The organism is Pseudomonas sp. R76 (assembly GCF_009834565.1).
GTDB lineage: Bacteria > Pseudomonadota > Gammaproteobacteria > Pseudomonadales > Pseudomonadaceae > Aquipseudomonas.
Map to the genome: position 1 here is coordinate 2,686,297 of NZ_CP019428.1, position 23,044 is coordinate 2,709,340.

Consider the following 23,044-nt stretch of genomic DNA (forward strand, 5'->3'; position numbering starts at 1 on the left):
TGGGTGTTGCTGATGGCGCTATCGCAGGCAAGCCAGCTCCCACATTTGGAATGCATTCCCCTGTGGGAGCTGGCTTGCCTGCGATGGCAGCGCTAAGGTTTTGGATCAGCCCCCGCGCACCATATCTACATGCGGAATCCCGACCTCAAGAAACTCATCGCTGACAATCTTGAAACCCAACCGCTCGTAGAACGGCGCCGCATACACCTGCGCGCTGAGGAACTGTTTGGTCTGGCCACGTTGCTCGGCCAACCCAATCACGGCGTCCATCAGCTTGTCGCCGACTTTCAGGCCACGCCAGTCCTTGAGCACCGATACGCGGCCGATCTCGCCACTGGCCAGCAGGCGTGCGGTGCCAATCGGAAAATCGCCTTCGAACGCGAGGAAATGCACCGCGTCGGCGTCGTCCGAATCCCACTCAAGCTCAGGTGGAACCGATTGTTCAGCGATAAATACCGCTTCACGAATGCGCCGAATCTCGTCGATATCCTTTCGCCAGTCCGCGACACGTACGCGAATCTTATTCATCGGCAAATCCCAGGCTTCCTTGCTTGACCAGTTCGCACAGCAGGTCGCGACCATCCTCGTCCGCGAGCCATGCGCCAAGGTTGTCACTGTGCAGGGCGTCGGCCGAGCACACCAGCTTCAGCAGCTCGCGCAGCTTGCCGGGCAGATAACGGCTCTGGCCGCTGGCGAACAGCAGCACGTCGTCGTCAACTTCCGACCAGGCCATGCGCGCGCTTGGGTTGCGCACCAGGATCGCGCCGCCTTCCAGGCTGTTGATGAAGTCTTCTTCGCCCAATTCTTCGCCGGCCACCAGTTCCGGGTAGCGCGGTTCGGTCATGAACTGGCCGAACCAGGTCAGCAGCATGCGCTCATCGCTCATGTGCTCGGCCAGCAGGCTTTTCAGGCGGTCGAGGGCGTCGCCCTGAATCTGATGCGGGTCGCTGACCGGTTGGGCGTCAGCGTCGGTGTAGCGCTCTTCGTCCGTCAGGTATTGGCTGAGGAAGTCGGTGAAGTGGGTCAGCACTTCAGCAGCACTTGGCGCACGGAAGCCTACCGAGTAGGTCATGCAGTCATCTTCGGCAATGCCGAAGTGCGCCAGGCGCGGCGGCAGGTAAAGCATGTCGCCCGGTTCCAGCACCCATTCTTCAGATTGATCGAAGTCGGCGAGGATGCGCAGGTCGGCGTGCTGCAGCAGCGGGCTTTCGGAATTGCACATCTGGCCGATTTTCCAGTTGCGCTTGCCTTGGGCTTGCAGCAGGAACACGTCGTAGTTATCGAAGTGCGGGCCAACGCTGCCGCCGGGTGCGGCAAAGCTGATCATCACGTCGTCGATGCGCCAGCTTGGCAGGAAGCGAAAGTGCTCCAGCAGCTCGGCCACTTCCGGCACGAACTGGTCAACGGCCTGCACCAGCAGAGTCCACTCACGCTCAGGCAAGGTGCTGAAGGCGTCTTCGGCGAACGGGCCGCGGCGCAGTTCCCACGGGCGTTCGCCGTGCTCGATCACCAGGCGCGATTCGACTTCTTCTTCCAGGGCCAGGCCTGCCAGTTCGTCGGCGTCGATGGGGCTTTCGAAGTCAGGGATGGCCTGGCGGATCAGCAGCGGTTTTTTCTGCCAGTAGTCGCGCAGGAATTCCCGTGCCGTGATGCCGCCCAGAAGTTGAAGAGGGATATCAGGATTCATGTGTAACCTATTGAAAGAAAGCACTTTTCAGACTGGAATAAAAACGCCCGGCGCGGCCGGGCGTCTCAAGAGGGCTTGCGCTGATCAGATGCGCTTGGCTTGGGCCACCGCGTTGCCGATGTAGTTGGCCGGGGTGAGCAGTTTCAGCTCGGCCTTGGCCGCGGCTGGCATGTCCAGGCCGTCGATGAAAGTTTGCAGCGCCTCAGGGCTGATGCCCTTGCCGCGCGTCAACTCTTTGAGTTTCTCGTACGGGTTTTCGATGTTGTAGCGGCGCATTACGGTCTGGATCGGCTCGGCCAACACTTCCCAGCACGCGTCCAGGTCAGCGGCGATTTTCTGCTCGTTGAGCTCAAGCTTGCTGATGCCTTTGAGGCTGGCTTCGTAGGCGATCACGCTGTGAGCGAAGCCCACGCCGAGGTTGCGCAGTACGGTGGAGTCGGTCAGGTCGCGCTGCCAGCGGGAGATCGGCAACTTGCTGGCCAGGTGCTGGAACAGGGCGTTGGCGATGCCGAGGTTGCCTTCGGAGTTTTCGAAGTCGATCGGGTTGACCTTGTGCGGCATGGTCGACGAACCGATTTCACCGGCAATGGTGCGCTGCTTGAAGTAGCCCAGGGAGATGTAGCCCCAGATATCGCGATCGAAGTCGATCAGGATGGTGTTGAAGCGCGCAATCGCGTCGAACAGCTCGGCAATGTAGTCGTGCGGCTCAATCTGCGTGGTGTAGGGGTTGAAGCCCAGGCCCAGCTCGTCTTCGATGAACGCGCGGGCATTTTCTTCCCAGTCGATTTCCGGGTAGGCGGAGAGGTGGGCGTTGTAGTTGCCCACGGCGCCGTTGATCTTGCCCAGCAGCGGCACGGCGGCGACTTGAGCGATCTGGCGCTCCAGACGGTACACCACGTTGGCCAGTTCTTTGCCCAACGTGGTCGGCGAGGCCGGCTGGCCGTGGGTGCGCGACAGCATTGGCACGTCGGCGAAACGGATCGCCAGTTCGCGGATGGCGTTGGCGGTCTGGCGCATCAGCGGCAGCATCACGTCATCACGGCCTTCGCGCAGCATCAGGGCGTGGGACAGGTTGTTGATGTCCTCGCTGGTGCAGGCAAAGTGGATGAATTCGCTGACCTTGGCCAGTTCCGGCAGCTTGGCCGCTTGCTCTTTGAGCAGGTATTCGATGGCTTTAACGTCGTGGTTGGTGGTGCGCTCGATCTCTTTCACACGCTCGGCGTGCTCCAGGGAGAAGTTTTCCGCCAGGGTGTTCAATACAGCGTTGGCTTCGGCGGAAAACGCCGGCACTTCGCTGATGGCGGGGTGAGCGGCCAGGCGCTGGAGCCAGCGCACTTCAACCAGAACACGAGCACGGATCAAACCGTATTCGCTGAAAATAGGGCGCAGGGCCTGGGTTTTGCCGGCGTAGCGGCCGTCAACAGGGGAAACCGCAGTGAGCGAAGAGAGCTGCATGGGGTGTTCTCGGACAGTCGGGCAACGAAATGGGGCGCGTATCATACATGAAAAAATCCGCCGATCCGTTGCCAACTGACCGGCGTATTACGCGTGAGGCGATAAAAAAGTGGGTTGCTGCGACTTATTCGTTGCGCATCAACGGGTAAAGCTCTTTAAGCAATTTGCGTCGGCTGATCACCAGTTGCCAGCGATGGCCGCCCAACTGGCGCCACAACCGCGCCGAACGAATACCGGCCAGGAGCAGGGCGCGGATTTTCGAGGCGTTGTTCGGTTGCTGCAGGTTGCGCATGTCGCCGTGCACCTGAATGCGCTGGCGCAAGGTGCTCAGGGTGTCCTGGTACAGCGCACCACAGGCGGCGATCACGTTCTCGTGGGCCGGGCCGAAGTGTTCCACCTGGGACTGGATTTGCGGCAGGCGCTTGCCGATGGTTTCCAGCAGGTCGTCACGCTTGGCCAGTTGGCGCTCAAGGCCGAGCATCGACAGGGCGTAGCGCAACGGCTCACGCTGCAAGGTGCTGGGGTCGCGCTCCAGGGCGCCGATCAGCGCGCGGTAGCCTTCACGCAGCGCCAGGTCGTCACCGCCATACACCTCGAGGGTGTCCTTGGGGTCGCGGATCAGCAGGCTGCCGAGCATGCACGTCAGGCCGGCCTCGGTGACCTGGCCGGTCTTGGCGATCTTGTCGACCAGTACCGCGGCGAGGAAAACCCCGCCGAGTGCGGTCAATTGCTCCTGGGTCGGGCTCATGCCGATTTGCTCCAGGGTTCGGCGACTTCAATCACGCCGCCGCCCAGGCAAATTTCACCGTCATAGAACACCACGGACTGGCCAGGCGTGACCGCGCGTTGCGGGTCATCGAAGGTGGCGCGATAGCCGCTGGCGGTTTTTTCCAGGGTGCAGGGCTGGTCGCCTTGGCGGTAACGCACTTTGGCGGTCAGGCGGCGCGGGCTGCTCAGGTCGATCGGGTTGACCCAATAGATGTCCGAGGCCAGCAGCGCGCCGGAGAACAGCAGCGGGTGTTCATTGCCCTGGCCGACGATCAGCACGTTGTGTTCCAGGTCCTTGACCAGCACGTACCACGGCTCCTCACCTGCGTCTTTCAAACCACCGATGCCCAGGCCCTGGCGCTGGCCGATAGTGTGGTACATCAGGCCGTGGTGGCGGCCGATGACATCACCTTCGGTGGTTTTGATCTCGCCCGGTTGTGCCGGCAGGTATTGCTTGAGGAAGTCACTGAAGCGGCGCTCGCCGATAAAGCAGATCCCGGTGGAGTCCTTTTTCTTGGCGGTGGCCAGGCCGTGTTTCTCGGCAATCCTGCGCACTTCGGGTTTTTCCAGCTCGCCCACCGGGAACAGGGTCTTGGCGATCTGTTCGCCGCCGACGGCGTGCAGGAAGTAGCTCTGGTCCTTGTTCGGGTCCAGGCCTTTGAGCAGTTCGGTGCGGCCATCGACGTCGCGACGGCGCACGTAGTGGCCGGTGGCGATCAGGTCGGCGCCGAGGATCATGGCGTAGTCGAGGAACGCCTTGAACTTGATCTCGCGGTTACACAGGATGTCGGGGTTCGGCGTGCGGCCGGCCTTGTATTCGGCCAGGAAGTGCTCGAACACGTTGTCCCAGTACTCGGCGGCGAAGTTGGCGGTGTGCAGCTTGATGCCGATCTTGTCACACACGGCCTGGGCGTCCGCCAGGTCGTCCATGGCGGTGCAATATTCCGTTCCATCGTCTTCTTCCCAGTTCTTCATGAACAGGCCTTCCACCTCATAACCCTGCTCCATGAGCAGAACGGCGGAAACGGAAGAATCCACGCCGCCGGACATGCCGACGATGACGCGCTTCTTTTGTGTGTCAGAAGGGGCTGGATCACGCATAGGGTTTCAACGGGTGTCTTGAAAAAGGACGCGATTCTAGCAGGCTCGCGCCCGCAAGGCTAAAGAGAAGGGCGGATCAGTTCGAGACTGTGGCGCTGGCCGGCCAAATAATCGTCGATACAGCGGATGATCAGCTCGCTGCGCCAGTCGTCGCGCAAGGCCATCAGCTCGTCACGGGTCAGCCAGCGGGCGCGCACGATGCCTTCATCGAGCTGATAGTCCGGGTGGTGTTTCAGGGCGTTGGCGGTGAAGCAGACGCGCTGATAGGTCACGCCATTGCTGGGCGCGGTGTACAGGTAGATGCCGACAATGCCGGTGGCCTCGACGTCCCAGCCGGTTTCTTCGAGGGTTTCGCGCACGGCGGCTTCGGTCAGGGTTTCGTCCGGGTCCAGGTGGCCGGCGGGCTGGTTGAGCACGGCGCGGCCGCCCTTGAGTTCTTCGACCATCAGGAAGCGGCCGTTGTCTTCGACGATGGTGGCGACGGTGATGTGGGGTTGCCAGGTCATTCAAAACCTCGATTCATGGTGCGGTGCGGTCTTTGGGCAGGATTGCAGCCAGTGTGGGAGCGGGCTTGCTCGCGAATGCGCTGGGTCAGGTTGCGCATCGGGCGACTGGCACACCGCCTTCGCGAGCAAGCCCGCTCCCACATTTTGATCCGGTGTATTCAGCAAAACCGTAGTGTCCTGAAACAGAAACCCCGGCACGGGGCCGGGGCTTCTTTGCATCCTTACAACCTTACTTCAACTTGGCAATGGCCGCGTTGAGGGTGTTGCTTGGGCGCATGGCTTTGCTGGTCAGCTCCGGGTTCGGCGCGTAGTAGCCGCCGATGTCCACTGGCTTGCCCTGTACGGCGTTCAGCTCGGCAACGATGGTTGCCTCGTTGTCGGTCAGGGTTTTGGCCAGTTCGCCGAACTGCGCTTGCAGTGCAGTGTCTTCGGTCTGGGCGGCCAGGGCTTGAGCCCAGTACAGCGCCAGGTAGAAGTGGCTGCCGCGGTTGTCGATGTTGCCGACTTTGCGCGATGGCGACTTGTTGTTGTCGAGGAACTGGCCGGTGGCCTGGTCCAGGGTCTTGGACAGCACCAGGGCTTTCGGGTTGTTGTAGGTGACACCCAAATGCTCAAGGGAAGCGGCCAGGGCCAGGAACTCGCCCAGGGAATCCCAGCGCAGGAAGTTCTCTTCAACCAGTTGCTGCACGTGTTTCGGAGCCGAACCGCCGGCGCCGGTTTCGAACAGGCCACCACCGTTCATCAGCGGCACGATCGACAGCATCTTGGCGCTGGTGCCCAGTTCCATGATCGGGAACAGGTCGGTCAGGTAGTCGCGCAGCACGTTACCGGTCACCGAGATGGTGTCCAGGCCCTTGCGGGTGCGCTCCAGGGTGAACTTCATCGCGTCGACCGGCGACATGATGCGGATGTCCAGGCCTTCGGTGTTGTGGTCTTTCAGGTAAGCCTGAACTTTCTCGACCACGACGCCGTCGTGAGCGCGCTGTGGGTCCAGCCAGAAAATCGCCGGGGTGTTGCTGGCGCGGGCACGGTTGACGGCCAGTTTGACCCAGTCCTGGATCGGCGCGTCTTTGGTCTGGCACATGCGGAAGATGTCGCCGGCTTCAACCGCCTGTTCCATCAGCAGGGTGCCCTTGCTGTCGGTGACGCGGACAACGCCGTCAGCCTTGATCTGGAAGGTCTTGTCGTGGGAGCCGTACTCTTCGGCTTTCTTCGCCATCAGGCCAACGTTTGGCACGCTGCCCATGGTGGTTGGGTCGAAAGCGCCATTGGCCTTGCAGTCTTCGATGACGGCTTGGTAGATGGTGGCGTAGCAGCGATCCGGGATCACCGCCTTGGTGTCGTGCAGCTGGCCGTCGGTGCCCCACATTTTGCCGGAGTCACGGATCATGGCCGGCATCGAGGCGTCGACGATCACGTCGCTCGGCACGTGCAGGTTGGTGATGCCTTTGTCGGAGTTGACCATCGCCAGCGATGGGCGAGCGGCGTAGACCGCCTGAATGTCAGCTTCGATCTGCGCTTGCTGGTCGGCCGGCAGGGCCTTGATGCGAGCGTACAGGTCGCCGATGCCGTTGTTGAGGTTAAAGCCGATCTGCTCCAGCACGGTGGCGTGCTTGGTCAGGGCGTCTTTATAGAACTCGGCAACGATCTGGCCGAACATGATCGGGTCGGAGACCTTCATCATGGTGGCTTTCAAGTGAACCGACAGCAGCACGCCTTGTTTCTTGGCGTCTTCGATTTCAGCGGCGATGAACGCGCGCAGGGCTTTTTTGCTCAGCACGGCGGTGTCGATGATTTCGCCGGCCTGTACCGAAGTCTTCTCTTTCAGGACGGTCGCGGTGCCGTCTTGAGCGATCAGCTCGATTTTGACAGCGTCAGCGGCTTCGATCTGCACGGCTTTTTCGCTGCCGTAGAAGTCGCCGTTGTTCATGTGCGCGATGTGCGACTTGGAGTCGGCAGCCCAGGCGCCCATTTTGTGCGGGTGCTTGCGCGCATAGTTCTTGACCGACAGCGGTGCGCGGCGGTCGGAGTTGCCTTCGCGCAGTACCGGGTTCACGGCGCTGCCCTTGACCTTGTCGTAACGTGCACGGGTTTCTTTTTCCGCGTCGGTGGTTACGGTTTCCGGGTAGTCCGGCAGGGCGTAGCCCTGGGCCTGCAGTTCCTTGATCGCCGCTTGCAGCTGCGGGGTCGAGGCGCTGATGTTAGGCAGCTTGATGATGTTGGCTTCAGGCGTAACGGCCAGGTCGCCCAGTTCGGCGAGGTGGTCCGGGATAGCCTTGGCGCCCAGTTGCTCGGGGAAGCTTGCGAGGATGCGCGCGGCGAGGGAAATGTCGCGGGTTTCCACGGCAATATCAGCGGAAGCGGTGAAGGCCTCTACGATAGGCAGCAGTGAATAGGTGGCGAGGGCCGGGGCTTCGTCGGTGAAGGTGTAGATGATCTTCGAGCGGGTGGGCATATTCGGATTAACTCTCTTCTTTGCTGAAAGCGTGCGCAGAAACTCGAGATGCGCCGGGTGGAGCGCGTTCGTTCAAAGTCATCCATGAGCGAAATGTCGAGGTTTCTTCGCGGTGATGTTGGTTTGCATCAGTCGAGCGTCAAGCGGGTGGACTATTGTATTAGTCCTGCTTTCTGGCGGAGGGCGTTGTTCTAGAGCGGTCCGCCGTCGTGACTCTTGGGTCAGCGGCGGCATTATACATAGGTCGCTATGCTTACGCCGAGCCTTCATACAAAAGGTGTGTCGTCCATTGGTCTAAAGGTCGCAGGCGTCAATCTGTCGCCACGCAGGCACGATGTGCTCAAGATTGGCGATTTTGCCTTTGCTTTCAGGCTTGTAGGCGACAAATTATGCTGTTTTCGATGCAAATGAGCATGGCGCGAGGTTTCAGTCGCCATTTATCTGGAGTAGGCTCGAACGCAGCCAGATGTTCAATCCATAGATGGAGTTCAGCATGGGATACAAGAAGATTCAGGTTCCGGCAGTCGGCGACAAAATCACCGTCAATGCAGACCATTCTCTCAATGTTCCTGATCAACCGATCATCCCTTATATAGAAGGTGACGGTATTGGCGTCGACATCAGCCCGGTGATGATCAAGGTGGTCGACGCAGCTGTTGAAAAGGCCTACGGCGGCAAGCGCAAGATCTCCTGGATGGAGGTGTATGCCGGCGAGAAAGCCACTCAAGTCTACGACCAGGACACTTGGCTGCCCCAGGAAACCCTGGATGCGGTCAAGGATTACGTGGTTTCCATCAAAGGTCCGCTGACCACGCCGGTGGGTGGCGGCATTCGTTCCTTGAACGTGGCACTGCGCCAACAGCTCGACCTGTATGTGTGCCTGCGCCCGGTGCGCTGGTTTGAAGGTGTGCCCAGCCCGGTCAAGAAACCTGGCGACGTCGACATGACCATCTTCCGTGAGAATTCCGAGGATATTTACGCCGGTATCGAGTGGAAGGCCGGTTCGCCGGAGGCGATCAAGGTCATCAAGTTCCTGAAGGAAGAAATGGGCGTGACCAAGATCCGCTTCGATCAGGACTGCGGGATTGGCATCAAGCCGGTCTCCAAGGAAGGCACTGAGCGCCTGGCGCGTAAAGCGCTGCAATATGTCGTGGATAATGATCGCGACTCGCTGACCATTGTGCACAAAGGCAACATCATGAAGTTCACCGAAGGTGCCTTCAAAGAATGGGCCTACGGCATTGCCGAGAAAGAGTTTGGCGCGACCCTGCTCGACGGCGGCCCGTGGATGCAGTTCAAAAACCCGAAAACCGGCAAGAATGTGGTGGTCAAGGACGCTATCGCCGACGCGATGCTCCAGCAAATCCTGCTGCGCCCGGCTGAGTATGACGTGATCGCCACCCTCAACCTGAACGGTGACTACCTGTCGGACGCCCTGGCGGCGGAGGTGGGCGGTATCGGTATTGCGCCGGGCGCCAACCTGTCGGACACCGTGGCGATGTTTGAAGCCACCCACGGTACTGCACCCAAATATGCAGGCAAGGATCAGGTCAACCCGGGTTCATTGATTCTGTCGGCAGAAATGATGCTGCGGCACATGGGCTGGACGGAAGCGGCTGACTTGATCATCAAAGGCACCAATGGTGCTATTTCGGCCAAGACCGTGACCTATGACTTTGAGCGCTTGATGGAGGGCGCCAAGTTGGTGTCGTCGTCTGGGTTTGGCGATGCGTTGATTTGGCATATGTGAAGCTGAGGTTATAAAAAAACCGGCGGTCCTGATGAGTCAGAACCGCCGGTTTTTTTTGCGTTGCATAAGCGCTGATCAGGCCGTTTGTTTCGTTTTTGATTGAGTGGGTTGATCAGTCTTGAGCCCATTTTCGCGGGTCTCGTCGTGGGGGCTTCCAGTTTTGGCCGCGCCGGCTGCACTGATGGCAACAGCATGCAGGCCCTTGGGCCCCTGGATGATTTCAAACTCCACCGCCTGGCCCGCTTTCAGCGTTTTATACCCATCCATGGTAATCGCTGAGAAATGCGCAAAAAGGTCTTCATCCTTGCCGTCTTCGATAATGAAGCCATACCCCTTGGCGTTGTTGAACCACTTGACCTTACCACTAGCCATGCTCATATCCCTCTGCACCAGACTCCATCACTGGAGTATCATCCAGTTTATCCGTCCTAACCCGAATAAATAAGGTTGACTGCGCGGACCTTTTTTACCCACTGTGGGCTCTATTGGTTGTAACACCGTTTCGCCGATAGTCAAGGCGACCATACGGTCAGTGTTGAAATTCTGACAGGTCGCCCCCATCACTGTATTTGAACCACTGACGAAACTTTCTTTCCATGCATGCAAACAGCCAGATTCGACTAACATTCAATCAGGATCGCCCGGATCAGGAACACGATGACGACGGTTCTGCAGGCATTGCTGTTCAGGAAGCGAAGCCTGCCCTACAGGCGCCGCCGATGTACAAGGTGGTTTTGTTCAATGATGACTACACACCGATGGATTTCGTGGTCGAAGTACTCGAGGTGTTTTTTAACCTGAACCGCGAGTTGGCGACCAAGGTAATGCTGGCCGTTCACACAGAAGGACGAGCAGTATGTGGAGTGTTTACCCGCGACATCGCCGAGACAAAGGCCATGCAGGTCAACCAGTACGCCAGGGAAAGCCAGCATCCGCTACTCTGTGAAATCGAGAAGGACGGTTAACGCCGACCACTTGGGTATGAGGTGAAGCTATGTTAAACCGCGAGCTCGAAGTCACCCTCAATCTTGCCTTCAAGGAGGCTCGTTCGAAGCGTCATGAGTTCATGACCGTCGAACACCTGCTGCTGGCACTTTTGGATAACGAAGCTGCCGCCACCGTTTTACGTGCGTGCGGCGCCAACCTCGACAAACTCAAGCATGACCTGCAGGAGTTTATCGACTCCACCACGCCGCTGATCCCCGTGCATGACGAGGACCGCGAGACCCAGCCAACCCTGGGCTTCCAGCGGGTACTGCAGCGTGCTGTTTTCCACGTACAGAGCTCCGGTAAGCGTGAAGTCACAGGCGCCAATGTGCTTGTGGCGATCTTCAGCGAACAGGAAAGCCAGGCGGTGTTCCTGCTGAAACAGCAGAGCGTTGCCCGTATTGATGTCGTCAACTACATCGCCCACGGTATCTCCAAGGTGCCTGGGCACGGCGATCATTCCGAGGGTGAACAGGATATGCAGGACGACGAGGGCGGTGAGTCTTCTTCTTCGGGCAATCCATTGGATGCCTATGCCAGCAACCTCAATGAACTGGCGCGCCAGGGGCGGATCGATCCGCTGGTGGGGCGTGAGCTTGAGGTTGAGCGTGTAGCGCAGATCCTCGCGCGTCGTCGCAAGAACAATCCGTTGCTGGTGGGTGAGGCGGGCGTGGGTAAAACCGCAATTGCCGAAGGCCTGGCCAAGCGCATTGTCGATAACCAGGTGCCTGACCTGCTGGCCAACAGCGTCGTCTACTCCCTTGACCTCGGCGCGTTACTCGCCGGGACCAAGTACCGTGGCGATTTCGAGAAGCGCTTCAAAGCGTTGCTCGGTGAGCTGAAAAAACGCCCGCAGGCGATCCTGTTTATCGATGAGATCCACACCATTATTGGTGCCGGTGCGGCATCCGGTGGGGTGATGGACGCCTCGAACCTGCTCAAACCGCTGCTGTCGTCGGGTGATATCCGCTGCATCGGTTCGACCACGTTCCAGGAATTCCGTGGCATTTTCGAGAAGGACCGTGCCCTGGCGCGGCGCTTCCAGAAAGTCGACGTGTCCGAACCTTCGGTTGAAGACACCATCGGCATCCTGCGCGGCCTCAAGGGGCGTTTCGAAGCGCACCATGGCATCGAGTACACCGATGAGGCGCTGCGTGCCGCGGCTGAGTTGGCGTCGCGTTACATTAATGACCGGCACATGCCGGACAAGGCCATCGACGTGATCGACGAGGCGGGCGCCTACCAGCGCCTGCAGCCGGTCGAGAAGCGCGTGAAACGCATCGACGTGCAGCAAGTCGAGGACATCGTGGCGAAGATCGCGCGGATTCCGCCAAAACACGTCAACAGTTCCGACAAGGAGCTGCTGCGTAATCTGGAGCGCGACCTCAAGCTCACCGTGTTTGGTCAGGATGCGGCCATCGACGCGTTGTCCACCGCGATCAAGTTGTCGCGTGCGGGCCTCAAGTCGCCGGACAAGCCTGTCGGTTCGTTCCTGTTCGCAGGCCCGACCGGCGTCGGCAAGACCGAAGCGGCGCGGCAGTTGGCCAAGGCCATGGGCATTGAGCTGGTCCGCTTCGACATGTCCGAATACATGGAGCGTCACACCGTGTCGCGCCTGATCGGTGCGCCTCCGGGCTATGTCGGGTTTGACCAGGGCGGTCTGTTGACCGAGGCAATCACCAAGCAGCCGCATTGCGTATTGCTGCTCGATGAAATCGAGAAGGCCCACCCGGAAGTCTTCAACCTGCTGTTGCAGGTCATGGACCACGGTACCCTGACCGACAACAACGGGCGCAAGGCGGACTTCCGCAATGTGATCGTAATCATGACCACCAACGCCGGCGCTGAAACCGCTGCGCGGGCTTCGATTGGCTTTACGCACCAGGATCACTCTTCGGATGCAATGGAAGTGATCAAGAAGAGCTTCACGCCGGAGTTCCGCAACCGTCTGGACACCATTATCCAGTTTGGTCGCCTCAGCCATGAGGTCATCAAAAGCGTGGTGGACAAGTTCCTTACCGAGCTTCAAGCGCAGTTGGAAGACAAGCGCGTGCAGCTGGACGTGACGGACGCGGCGCGCAACTGGCTGGCCGAAGGTGGCTACGACGCGGCAATGGGCGCTCGCCCAATGGCGCGTCTGATCCAGGACAAGATCAAGCGGCCATTGGCCGAAGAGATCCTGTTCGGCGAACTCTCCGACCATGGTGGCGTGGTGCATATCGACCTGAAGGACGGCGAGCTGACCTTCGAGTTCGAAACCACGGCTGAAATGGCCTGATCGATAGTTGCAGGAAAAGCAAAAGGCGCCGAAAGGCGCCTTTTTGCTGTCTGTGAACTTGGAATGTGTCCCCCAGAACAATTGAGGTCAACTGTGGGAGCTGGCTTGCCTGCGATAGCGTTCTGTCAGGAAAAAATCTTTATCTGACCCACCGCTATCGCAGGCAAGCCAGCTCCCACAGGGTTAAGGTGTGGCTGTTAAATCACGCACACACAAAAACGCCCGGCATAACCGGGCGCTTTGTATTGACTTGATTAGCGAGCGCGGTAGGTGATGCGCCCTTTGCTCAAGTCATAGGGCGTCAGCTCGACGCGCACTTTGTCACCGGTAAGAATACGAATGTAGTTCTTGCGCATCTTGCCGGAGATATGCGCGGTTACGACGTGCCCATTTTCCAACTCCACACGAAACATGGTGTTGGGCAGGGTGTCGACGACAGTGCCTTCCATTTCGAAGCTGTCTTCTTTCGACATGCAGTAAAGCCCTCGGTATCCAGTGAATGGCCCGGTGCAACTGCGCCAGGCAAAAGCGGCGTGCATTGTGCCCGAAAAAGGGTGTTTAAGCCAAGGGGTTCTAGTTAAGCGTTACCCATCTTTGATTAATCAGCAGCTCAATGGGCCGATATTGGGTCTTGTAGTTCATCTTTTTGCAGTTTTTGATCCAGTATCCGAGGTACACCGCTTCGAGTTCCTGGCGCAGGGCTTCGCCGATTTGCCACAGGATCGCAAAGCGTCCCAGGCTGCGACGTTCTTCGGTCGGTTCATAGAAGGTGTACACCGCCGACAGGCCGTTGGGCAGCAAATCGGTGACGGCCACCGCCAGCAGGCGACCCTCCAGGCGGAACTCGTAGAAACGTGAAAACGGCAAGTCGCGCACCAGGAACGTCGAAAATTGATCGCGGCTGGGCGGGAACATGTCGCCGTCGGCATGCCGTTGTTCGATGTAGCGCTGGTAGAGGTCGAAATATTCTTCGCTGAAGTGCGGTTTGGTGGCGGTGATGGTCAGGTCGGCATTGCGCTTGAGGATGCGCTTCTGGTTGCGGTCCGGCAAAAACTGCGCAGTCGGGATGCGCGCCGGCACGCAGGCATTGCAGTTCTGGCAGTGGGGCCGGTACAGGTGATCGCCGCTGCGCCGAAACCCCATCTCCGACAGGTCGGCGTACACGTGCACGTCCATCGGCTGGCTGGGGTCGAGGAACAGCGTGGTGGCCTGCTCGTCGGGCAGATAGCTGCAAGAGTGAGCTTGAGTGGCATAAAACTTCAAGCGCGCCAGCTCGGTCATGATCAACCCTCGGGATAAGCTTTGAAATAAGTGTAAGCCAGGTGCGAGGAAGTCGCCTAGGAAACCCACGGTCCAGAGCTGGGTTGATCCAAATGGTTGCGCAAAAAGTCCGCGAATTCACTGCGCGGTATGGCGCGGGCGCCGAGGCTGTGCAAGTGATCATTGGGCATCTGGCAGTCGACCAGCACAAAACCCCAGGCCTGCAGTTGCCGGGTCAGCGTGGCGAAGCCGAATTTCGAGGCGTTATCAGCGCGGCTGAACATCGACTCCCCAAAGAACAGTTGACCCATCGCCAGGCCATACAGGCCGCCGACCAGCTCGCCCTGGTCCCACACCTCCACGGAGTGCGCGTAGCCGCGCTGGTGCAGCGCCAGGTAGGCGCTCTGGATGCCTTCGGTGATCCAGGTGCCATCGGCATAGCTGCGTGGCGCGGCGCACGCCTGGATGACGGCGGCGAAGTCCTGGTCGAAGGTCACGGTGTAGCGCTGCTGGCGCAACAATTTGCCGAGGCTGCGCGAGACGTGCAGCTCGTCGGGAAATATCACCGTGCGTGGGTCCGGCGACCACCAGAGGATCGGCTGGCCTTCGGAAAACCACGGAAAGCAGCCGTGGCGATAGGCCTGGATCAGGCGTTCGGCCGACAAGTCGCCACCGGCGGCAAGCAAGCCATTGGGTTCGCGCATGGCCTTGGCCAGCGGCGGAAATGTCAGGGAATCGCGTTGCAACCAGGTCAGCATGGCATCCAGGCTTACGGAAGGGGAGGGCAGTGGCAGGTCTGTGGCCTGCCGCAAGAGCGGTGATTATTGTCGACGCAGCGCTGTGGGGCCAGCCCGAATCCGATATCCGCACGGTTAAGCGTGAGCGCGTGTTGCTGCAACTCTGCTCCGTGGGTGCGGTCGTAATCGGGGCTGGGCCATGCAGGCCATTTGCCAAGCTTGCCTGGATTGCTAAATACAGCTCATAAGCCTTTGTCAGCAAAGACAATGCATGCTCAAATTGAACATGCTGTGACACTTCAATTGTCTATGCTCTCCGGTGATGGGCAAGGGCGTGGCATCGTCGGCGCAAACCCGTACAATGCGGCCATTGTGGCGTTGTCGCCATTTCACCCAAACATCAGCGGGTGTTAAACGTAGATTCACTGGTATTGGTTAATTTTCAGCTGCTCGGATTGGGCAGTATTTGCAGTCATTCAACAGATGGACGCGCTAAAGGCGCAGGAAAAGACCCGTTTTGAAGAAATCCGCCGCAACACCTAAAGCAGCAGTCGTGCCCGCCTGGCGCCAGCACCTGCACTACCGACTCAAGGAAGGCGCGCTGATTGCCATTGGCGCGCTGTGCCTGTTCCTGATGATGGCCTTGCTCACCTATGGCAAGGACGATCCCGGCTGGAGCCACAACAGCAAGATCGAAGACGTGCAGAACTTCGGCGGCCCCGCCGGTTCCTACAGCGCCGACATCCTGTTTATGGTGCTGGGTTACTTCGCGTATATCTTCCCGCTGCTGCTGGCGATCAAGACCTGGCAAATCTTCCGCCAGCGTCACGAGCCATGGCAGTGGAGCGGCTGGCTGTTCTCCTGGCGTTTGATCGGCCTGGTGTTCCTGGTGCTGTCCGGCGCCGCACTGGCGCATATTCACTTCCATGCACCGACCGGCCTGCCGGCGGGCGCGGGCGGTGCGCTGGGCGAAAGCCTCGGCGACCTGGCGCGCAAGACCCTGAATATCCAGGGCAGCACCTTGATGTTTATCGCGCTGTTCCTGTTCGGCCTCACGGTGTTCACCGACCTGTCGTGGTTCAAGGTGATGGACGTGACCGGCAAGATCACCCTCGACCTGCTGGAGCTGTTCCAAGGCGCCGCCAACCGTTGGTGGTCGGCCCGCGTAGAGCGCAAGCGCATGGTGGCGCAGCTGCGTGAGGTGGATACCCGCGTCAATGAGGTCGTGGCCCCGACCACGCCGGACCGGCGCGAGCAGGCCAAGGTCAAGGAACGCCTGATCGAGCGCGAGCAAGCCCTGAGCAAACACATGTCGGACCGCGAGAAGCAGGTGCCGCCGGTGATCGCCCCGGCGCCGCCCAAGGCGCCCGAGCCGAGCCATCGTGTGCAGAAAGAGAAACAGGCGCCGTTGTTTGTCGACAGCGCCGTGGAAGGCACCTTGCCGCCGATCTCGATTCTCGACCCGGCTGAAAAGAAACAACTTAATTACTCGCCGGAATCCTTGGCTGCTGTCGGCCACCTGCTGGAAATCAAGCTCAAGGAATTCGGCGTCGAAGTCTCCGTGGATTCGATCCATCCCGGCCCTGTGATTACCCGTTACGAAATCCAGCCGGCTGCCGGCGTCAAGGTCAGCCGCATCTCCAACCTGGCGAAAGACCTGGCGCGTTCCCTGGCCGTAACCAGCGTACGGGTTGTGGAAGTGATCCCCGGCAAGACCACGGTGGGCATCGAGATTCCCAACGAAGACCGTCAGATCGTGCGCTTCTCCGAAGTGCTGTCGACGCCGGAATACGACAACTTCAAATCGCCGGTTACCTTGGCCCTGGGCCACGACATCGGCGGCAAGCCGGTGATTACCGACCTGGCAAAAATGCCGCACTTGCTGGTGGCCGGTACGACCGGTTCCGGTAAGTCGGTGGGCGTGAACGCGATGATCCTGTCGATCCTGTTCAAGTCCGGCCCGGATGACGCCAAGCTGATCATGATCGACCCGAAGATGTTGGAATTGTCGATCTACGAAGGCATTCCGCACTTGCTGTGCCCGGTGGTCACCGACATGAAGGACGCGGCCAACGCCTTGCGTTGGAGCGTCGCCGAGATGGAGCGCCGCTATAAGCTGATGGCGAAGATGGGCGTGCGTAACCTGTCGGGCTTCAACGCCAAGGTCAAGGAAGCCCAGGACGCCGGCACACCGCTGACCGACCCGCTGTACAAGCGCGAAAGCATCCATGACGAAGCACCGCTGCTGACCAAGCTGCCGACCATCGTGGTGGTGGTCGACGAATTTGCCGACATGATGATGATCGTCGGCAAGAAGGTTGAAGAACTGATCGCACGTATCGCCCAGAAGGCCCGTGCTGCCGGTATTCACTTGATCCTGGCGACCCAGCGGCCGTCGGTGGACGTGATCACCGGTCTGATCAAGGCCAACATTCCTACGCGCATGGCGTTCCAGGTTTCGAGCAAGATCGACTCGCGCACCATCATCGACCAGGGCGGCGCCGAACAGCTGCTGGGCCACGGTGACATGCTCTACATGCCGCCGGGCACCAGCCTGCCGATCCGGGTTCACGGCGCGTTCGTTTCCGATGACGAAGTACACCGCGTGGTGGAAGCCTGGAAACTGCGCGGCGCGCCGGAATACAACGACGACATCCTCGCCGGTGTCGAAGAAGCCGGCAGTGGCTTTGACGGCGGCAGCAGCGGTGGCGACGATGACGCCGAAACCGACGCGCTCTACGACGAAGCCGTGGCCTTCGTGCTGGAAAGCCGCCGCGCCTCGATCTCTGCGGTGCAGCGCAAACTGAAAATTGGCTACAACCGCGCCGCCCGCATGATCGAAGCCATGGAAAACGCCGGCGTCGTGACCGCCATGAACACCAACGGCTCGCGCGAAGTCATCGCCCCCGGGCAGATGCGCGACTGATCCCGTGCCGCGTGGCAGCACGCGGCACGCCCTAACGACTCAATGAGGACTCCCATGCGTCTTATCCGCATGCTGTTGTTGCCGGCCCTGGCCTTGACGGCCCTTTCGGCCCACGCTGATCCGGCCTCCGTCAAAAGCCTGACCAACCTGCTGGACCAATCCAAGACTCTGACCGCGCGCTTCTCCCAGTTGACCCTGGATGGCGGCGGCACCCAGTTGCAGGAAACCGCCGGTGAAATGGCTGTGCAGCGCCCAGGCCTGTTTTACTGGAAAACCGACGCGCCGAACGAGCAGACCATCGTCTCCGACGGCCAGAAAGTGACTTTATGGGACCCGGACCTGGAACAGGCGACCATCAAGAAGCTCGACCCGCGCTTGAACCAGACCCCGGCGCTGCTGCTGTCGGGCGATGTGTCGAAAATCAGCGACAGCTTTGATATCACCTCCAAGCAAACCAGCAACGTCATTGAGTTCACCCTCAAGCCGAAATCCAAGGACACGCTGTTCGACAGCCTGCAATTGTCGTTCGGTAACGGCGTGATCAATAACATGCGCCTGATCGACAGCGTCGGCCAGCGCACCGACATCCTGTTCTCCGCGGTCAAGGCCAACGGCGTTGTGGATGCCTCCAAGTTCAAGTTCGTCATCCCCAAGGGTGCCGACGTGATCCAGGAATAAACTGCCCAGAGGTTTCAAGCGCTGCCCATGGATTTGTTTCGAAGTGACCCGATTGCTCAACCCTTGGCCGCGCGCTTGCGTTCGACCAACCTGGATGAGTACGTCGGGCAAGAACACCTGCTCGCTCGCGGCAAGCCTTTGCGCGAAGCCCTGGAGCAGGGTGCGCTGCATTCGATGATTTTCTGGGGGCCGCCGGGGGTGGGTAAAACCACCCTGGCGCGGTTGCTGGCGAAGGTCTCGGATGCGCACTTCGAAACGGTTTCGGCGGTGCTGGCCGGGGTCAAGGAGATCCGCCAGGCGGTTGAGGTGGCCAAGCAGCAGGCCGGGCAATACGGCAAGCGCACCATCCTGTTTGTCGACGAAGTGCATCGCTTCAACAAGTCGCAGCAGGATGCGTTCCTGCCCTATGTCGAAGACGGCACGCTGATATTTATCGGTGCGACCACCGAAAACCCTTCGTTTGAATTGAACAATGCCTTGCTCTCGCGGGCGCGGGTCTATGTGCTCAAGAGCCTGGACGAAGCCGCGATGCGCAAGCTATTGCAGCGCGCCTTGGGCGAAGACAAGGGGTTGGGCAAGCGCCAGCTGAGTCTCAGCGACGAAGGCTTCAAGATTTTGCTGAGCGCTGCTGATGGCGACGGTCGCCGATTTCTTAACCTGCTGGAGAACGCGTCCGACCTGGCGGAAGACAACAGCGAGATCGGCGTCGACCTCCTGCAAAGCCTGCTCGGTGACACCCGCCGCCGTTTCGACAAGGGCGGCGAAGCCTTTTATGACCAGATCTCGGCGCTGCACAAATCCGTGCGCGGTTCCAACCCGGATGGCGCGCTGTACTGGTTTGCGCGGATGATCGACGGCGGCTGCGACCCGCTGTACCTCGCGCGCCGCGTGGTGCGCATGGCCAGCGAAGACATCGGCAATGCCGACCCGCGTGCGCTGAGCCTGTGCCTCGCGGCCTGGGAAGTGCAGGAGCGCCTTGGCAGCCCGGAAGGTGAGTTGGCGGTGGCGCAGGCCATTACCTACCTGGCCTGCGCGCCGAAAAGCAACGCGGTGTACATGGGCTTCAAGTCGGCCCTGCGCGCCGCCGCCGAACACGGCTCGCTGGAAGTGCCGTTGCACCTGCGCAACGCGCCGACCAAGCTGATGAAACAATTGGGCTACGGCGACGAATACCGCTATGCCCATGACGAGCCGGACGCCTATGCGGCCGGCGAAGACTATTTCCCCGATGAGCTTGAGCCGCAGCCGTTCTACCAGCCGGTGCCCCGTGGCCTGGAGCTGAAGATCGGCGAAAAACTCAATCACCTCGCCCAACTCGATCGCCTCAGCCCCAAACAGCGGAGAAAGTAGTGCTCAAGACGATTCTTGCCGTGTCCGTAGCCGGCATCGCTGGTACATTATTGCGTTTCGCCACCGGTACGTGGGTGAGCGCCAATTGGCCGAAGCATTTTTATGCGGCGACCCTGGCGGTCAACCTGGTGGGTTGCTTGATCATCGGGCTGTTGTACGGCTGGTTCCTGTTGCGCCCGGAAGTGCCGATTGAGATTCGCGCCGGCTTGATTGTCGGCTTTGTAGGCGGTCTGACGACCTTTTCATCCTTTTCACTGGACACGATACGCCTGCTGGAAAGCGGGCAAGCCCTGGTTGCCTTCGGGTACTTGGGCATCAGCGTGTTCGGCGGGCTGCTCGCCACCTGGGCTGGCCTGTCCTTGACCAAACTTTGATAAACGAGAGACCGACATGCTCGATTCCAAACTGTTACGTAGCAACCTTCAGGACGTAGCGGACCGCCTGGCATCCCGTGGCTTTGCCTTGGATGTTGCGCGCATCGAAGCGCTGGAAGAACAGCGCAAGACCGTCCAGACCCGCACCGAAGCACTGCAGGCTGAACGCAATGCGCGCTCCAAATCCATCGGTCAGGCCAAGCAGCGCGGTGAAGACATCGCGCCGCTGATGGCGGACGTCGAGCGCATGGGCACCGAGCTGTCCGACGGCAAGGTCGAGCTGGAAGGCATTCAGAGCGAGCTGGATTCGATCCTGCTGGGCATCCCGAACATTCCGCACGAATCCGTGCCGGTGGGCGAAGACGAAGACGGCAACGTCGAAGTGCGCCGCTGGGGCACGCCGAAAGCCTTTGATTTCGAGATCAAGGACCACGTTGCCCTGGGCGAACTGACCGGTGGCCTGGATTTCGAAACCGCCGCCAAAATGTCCGGCGCACGCTTTGCTTTGCTGCGCGGCCCGATTGCGCGCATGCACCGTGCCCTGGCGCAGTTCATGATCAACCTGCACACCGGCGAGCACGGTTACGAAGAAGCCTACACCCCGTACCTGGTGCAGGCGCCGGCGCTGATGGGCACCAGCCAGCTGCCGAAATTCGAAGAAGACCTGTTCAAGATCAGCCGCGACGGCGAAGCCGACCTGTACCTGATCCCGACGGCCGAAGTGTCGCTGACCAACATCGTCGCCGGCGAAATCCTCGACGCCAAGCAACTGCCGATCAAGTTCGTGGCCCACAGCCCGTGCTTCCGCAGTGAAGCGGGCGCTTCGGGGCGTGATACCCGTGGCATGATCCGCCAGCACCAGTTCGACAAGGTCGAGATGGTGCAAGTGGTCGAGCCGTCGACCTCGATGGAAGCCCTGGAAGGCCTGACTGCCAACGCCGAACGCGTGCTGCAACTGCTGGAGCTGCCGTACCGCGTACTGGCGCTGTGCACTGGCGACATGGGTTTCAGCGCCGTCAAGACTTACGACCTCGAAGTGTGGGTGCCGAGCCAGGACAAGTACCGCGAGATTTCGTCGTGCTCCAACTGCGGCGATTTCCAGGCGCGCCGCATGCAGGCGCGTTTCCGTAACCCGGAAACCGGCAAGCCGGAGCTGGTGCACACCCTCAACGGTTCGGGCCTGGCCGTAGGCCGTACCCTGGTGGCCGTGCTGGAAAACTACCAGCAGGCGGACGGTTCGATCCGTGTGCCTGAGGTGCTCAAGCCGTACATGGCGGGCGTTGAGGTCATCGGCTAAATGGAATTTCTGCCGCTGTTTCATAACCTGCGCGGCAGTCGTGTGTTGGTCGTTGGTGGCGGGGAGATTGCCTTGCGCAAATCCCGGCTGCTGGCCGACGCCGGTGCGTTGCTGCGGGTGGTTGCTCCCCAGATCGAAGACCAGTTGCGTGAGCTGGTGCTGGGCAGTGGCGGGGAACTGATTTTGCGCGGTTATCAGGAGGCCGACCTCGACGGTTGCACCCTGATTATCGCCGCGACCGACGACGAGCCACTGAACGCGCAAGTGTCCAGTGATGCCAAGCGTCGCTGCGTACCGGTCAACGTGGTGGATGCGCCGGCCTTGTGCAGCGTGATCTTCCCGGCGATTGTCGACCGTTCGCCGTTGGTGATTGCCGTGTCCAGTGGCGGCGATGCGCCGGTGCTGGCGCGCCTGATCCGCGCCAAGCTGGAAACCTGGATACCGTCCACGTATGGCCAGTTGGCCGGGTTGGCGGCGCGTTTCCGTGCCCAGGTCAAAGGTTTGTACCCGGACGTGCAGCAGCGTCGTGCGTTCTGGGAAGAGGTGTTCCAAGGCCCGATTGCCGACCGCCAGTTGGCCGGGCAGGGCGATGAAGCCGAGCGTTTGCTGGTCGAGAAAGTCAACGGCAAGCCGCCGCATGCGCCGGGCGAGGTGTACCTGGTGGGCGCAGGCCCAGGTGATCCGGACCTGCTGACCTTCCGCGCCCTGCGCCTGATGCAGCAAGCCGATGTGGTGCTGTATGACCGCTTGGTCGCACCGGCAATTCTCGAACTGTGCCGTCGCGATGCCGAGCGTATATACGTCGGCAAGCGTCGCGCCGACCATGCGGTGCCGCAAGACCAGATCAACCAGCAATTGGTGGATTTGGCCAAGCAAGGCAAGCGTGTGCTGCGCCTCAAAGGTGGCGATCCGTTCATCTTTGGCCGCGGTGGCGAAGAGATCGAAGAGCTGGCGGCCCATGGCATCCCGTTCCAGGTGGTGCCGGGGATTACCGCGGCCAGTGGTTGCGCGGCGTATGCCGGGATTCCGCTGACCCATCGCGACTATGCGCAATCGGTACGCTTTATCACCGGGCATTTGAAGAACGGCACCTCGGACCTGCCTTGGCGTGACTTGGTCGGGCCGTCGCAGACCCTGGTGTTCTACATGGGCTTGATCGGTTTGCCGATCATCTGCGAACAGTTGATCAAGCACGGCCGAGCAGCGGATACGCCGGCGGCGCTGATCCAGCAAGGCACCACGTCCAACCAGCGGGTCTTCACCGGCACCCTGGCGGACTTGCCACGCATGGTGGCGGAGCATGAAGTGCATGCGCCGACACTGGTGATCGTCGGTGAAGTGGTGGTGTTGCGCGAGAAGCTGAAGTGGTTTGAAGGCGCGCAGTCCCAAGTCTGACATTGCTCGTTCCCACGCGCAGCAAAGGAATGCCTCCTAT

Annotated in this window: 20 protein-coding genes; 9 read left to right on the plus strand and 11 right to left on the minus strand. The window is 60.3% G+C overall.

The annotated features are described in order from the left end of the window. Window positions 1-105: 105 nt before the first annotated feature. The 7 genes from PspR76_RS12425 to PspR76_RS12455 form a co-directional block, all read right to left on the minus strand. The gene (locus PspR76_RS12425) at window positions 106-528 is read right to left on the minus strand and encodes a GNAT family N-acetyltransferase (RefSeq protein ID WP_159955580.1); all 423 of its coding nucleotides are present in this window, start codon (window positions 526-528) and stop codon (window positions 106-108) included. Continuing rightward, complete coding sequence (locus PspR76_RS12430) at window positions 521-1,687, minus strand: ribosomal protein uL16 3-hydroxylase (RefSeq protein WP_159955581.1); 1,167 nt, start codon at window positions 1,685-1,687, stop codon at window positions 521-523. The genes PspR76_RS12425 and PspR76_RS12430 overlap by 8 nt, the downstream gene beginning before the upstream one ends. An 84-nt stretch (window positions 1,688-1,771) precedes the next feature. Beyond that, on the minus strand, window positions 1,772-3,142 hold the full coding sequence (gene purB, locus PspR76_RS12435) for an adenylosuccinate lyase (protein WP_159955583.1): 1,371 nt from the start codon (window positions 3,140-3,142) through the stop codon (window positions 1,772-1,774). Between the two features lie 124 nt (window positions 3,143-3,266). After that, complete coding sequence (gene hflD / locus PspR76_RS12440; protein ID WP_017137510.1) at window positions 3,267-3,890, minus strand: high frequency lysogenization protein HflD; 624 nt, start codon at window positions 3,888-3,890, stop codon at window positions 3,267-3,269. Beyond that, window positions 3,887-5,011: a tRNA 2-thiouridine(34) synthase MnmA gene (gene mnmA, locus PspR76_RS12445; protein ID WP_159955585.1), complete on the minus strand. Its 1,125-nt coding sequence runs from the start codon at window positions 5,009-5,011 to the stop codon at window positions 3,887-3,889. Before mnmA ends, hflD begins: the two co-directional genes overlap by 4 nt. 59 nt (window positions 5,012-5,070) lie before the next feature. Next, window positions 5,071-5,517 (minus strand): NUDIX hydrolase, encoded by a 447-nt coding sequence (locus PspR76_RS12450; protein WP_159955587.1) that lies wholly within the window; start codon window positions 5,515-5,517, stop codon window positions 5,071-5,073. Between the two features lie 229 nt (window positions 5,518-5,746). Then, on the minus strand, window positions 5,747-7,972 hold the full coding sequence (locus PspR76_RS12455; protein ID WP_159955589.1) for an NADP-dependent isocitrate dehydrogenase: 2,226 nt from the start codon (window positions 7,970-7,972) through the stop codon (window positions 5,747-5,749). A gap of 493 nt (window positions 7,973-8,465) precedes the next feature. Here PspR76_RS12455 and icd point away from each other — a divergent pair, with 493 nt between their 5' ends. Then, on the plus strand, window positions 8,466-9,722 hold the full coding sequence (gene icd, locus PspR76_RS12460) for an NADP-dependent isocitrate dehydrogenase (protein WP_159955591.1): 1,257 nt from the start codon (window positions 8,466-8,468) through the stop codon (window positions 9,720-9,722). A gap of 75 nt (window positions 9,723-9,797) precedes the next feature. On the opposite strand, the gene cspD is transcribed toward icd, so the two are convergent. Continuing rightward, on the minus strand, window positions 9,798-10,094 hold the full coding sequence (cspD, locus tag PspR76_RS12465; RefSeq protein WP_174245616.1) for a cold shock domain-containing protein CspD: 297 nt from the start codon (window positions 10,092-10,094) through the stop codon (window positions 9,798-9,800). Between the two features lie 224 nt (window positions 10,095-10,318). Between cspD and clpS the strand changes: the two genes are divergently transcribed. Then, the gene (clpS, locus tag PspR76_RS12470) at window positions 10,319-10,687 is read left to right on the plus strand and encodes an ATP-dependent Clp protease adapter ClpS (RefSeq protein ID WP_005789091.1); all 369 of its coding nucleotides are present in this window, start codon (window positions 10,319-10,321) and stop codon (window positions 10,685-10,687) included. Window positions 10,688-10,716: 29 nt separating this feature from the next. Beyond that, entirely contained in the window at window positions 10,717-12,987 is a 2,271-nt protein-coding gene (gene clpA / locus PspR76_RS12475; RefSeq protein ID WP_159955595.1) for an ATP-dependent Clp protease ATP-binding subunit ClpA, read from the plus strand. A 254-nt stretch (window positions 12,988-13,241) separates the two neighbouring features. On the opposite strand, the gene infA is transcribed toward clpA, so the two are convergent. From infA to aat, 3 genes are all read right to left on the minus strand, one after another. Beyond that, window positions 13,242-13,460 (minus strand): translation initiation factor IF-1, encoded by a 219-nt coding sequence (infA, locus tag PspR76_RS12480; RefSeq protein WP_002553999.1) that lies wholly within the window; start codon window positions 13,458-13,460, stop codon window positions 13,242-13,244. Between the two features lie 100 nt (window positions 13,461-13,560). Then, on the minus strand, window positions 13,561-14,268 hold the full coding sequence (locus tag PspR76_RS12485; protein WP_159955598.1) for an arginyltransferase: 708 nt from the start codon (window positions 14,266-14,268) through the stop codon (window positions 13,561-13,563). 56 nt (window positions 14,269-14,324) lie between these two features. Beyond that, window positions 14,325-15,005 carry a leucyl/phenylalanyl-tRNA--protein transferase gene (gene aat, locus PspR76_RS12490; RefSeq protein ID WP_159955600.1) on the minus strand — a complete coding sequence of 227 codons (681 nt, stop codon included), beginning with the start codon at window positions 15,003-15,005 and terminating at the stop codon, window positions 14,325-14,327. Between the two features lie 496 nt (window positions 15,006-15,501). Here aat and PspR76_RS12495 point away from each other — a divergent pair, with 496 nt between their 5' ends. Genes PspR76_RS12495 through cysG form a run of 6 tightly spaced genes read left to right on the plus strand, consistent with a single transcriptional unit; the run spans window position 15,502 to window position 23,004 of the window. After that, the gene (locus tag PspR76_RS12495; protein WP_159955602.1) at window positions 15,502-17,910 is read left to right on the plus strand and encodes a DNA translocase FtsK; all 2,409 of its coding nucleotides are present in this window, start codon (window positions 15,502-15,504) and stop codon (window positions 17,908-17,910) included. A gap of 54 nt (window positions 17,911-17,964) precedes the next feature. After that, the gene (gene lolA / locus PspR76_RS12500; protein ID WP_159955604.1) at window positions 17,965-18,588 is read left to right on the plus strand and encodes an outer membrane lipoprotein chaperone LolA; all 624 of its coding nucleotides are present in this window, start codon (window positions 17,965-17,967) and stop codon (window positions 18,586-18,588) included. 27 nt (window positions 18,589-18,615) lie between these two features. After that, entirely contained in the window at window positions 18,616-19,938 is a 1,323-nt protein-coding gene (locus PspR76_RS12505) for a replication-associated recombination protein A (protein WP_159955606.1), read from the plus strand. Then, window positions 19,938-20,312: a fluoride efflux transporter CrcB gene (gene crcB / locus PspR76_RS12510; protein WP_159955608.1), complete on the plus strand. Its 375-nt coding sequence runs from the start codon at window positions 19,938-19,940 to the stop codon at window positions 20,310-20,312. The genes PspR76_RS12505 and crcB overlap by 1 nt, the downstream gene beginning before the upstream one ends. Window positions 20,313-20,328: 16 nt before the next feature. Next, window positions 20,329-21,609: a serine--tRNA ligase gene (gene serS, locus PspR76_RS12515; protein WP_159955610.1), complete on the plus strand. Its 1,281-nt coding sequence runs from the start codon at window positions 20,329-20,331 to the stop codon at window positions 21,607-21,609. Beyond that, on the plus strand, window positions 21,610-23,004 hold the full coding sequence (gene cysG, locus PspR76_RS12520) for a siroheme synthase CysG (RefSeq protein WP_159955612.1): 1,395 nt from the start codon (window positions 21,610-21,612) through the stop codon (window positions 23,002-23,004). Window positions 23,005-23,044: the final 40 nt, after the last annotated feature.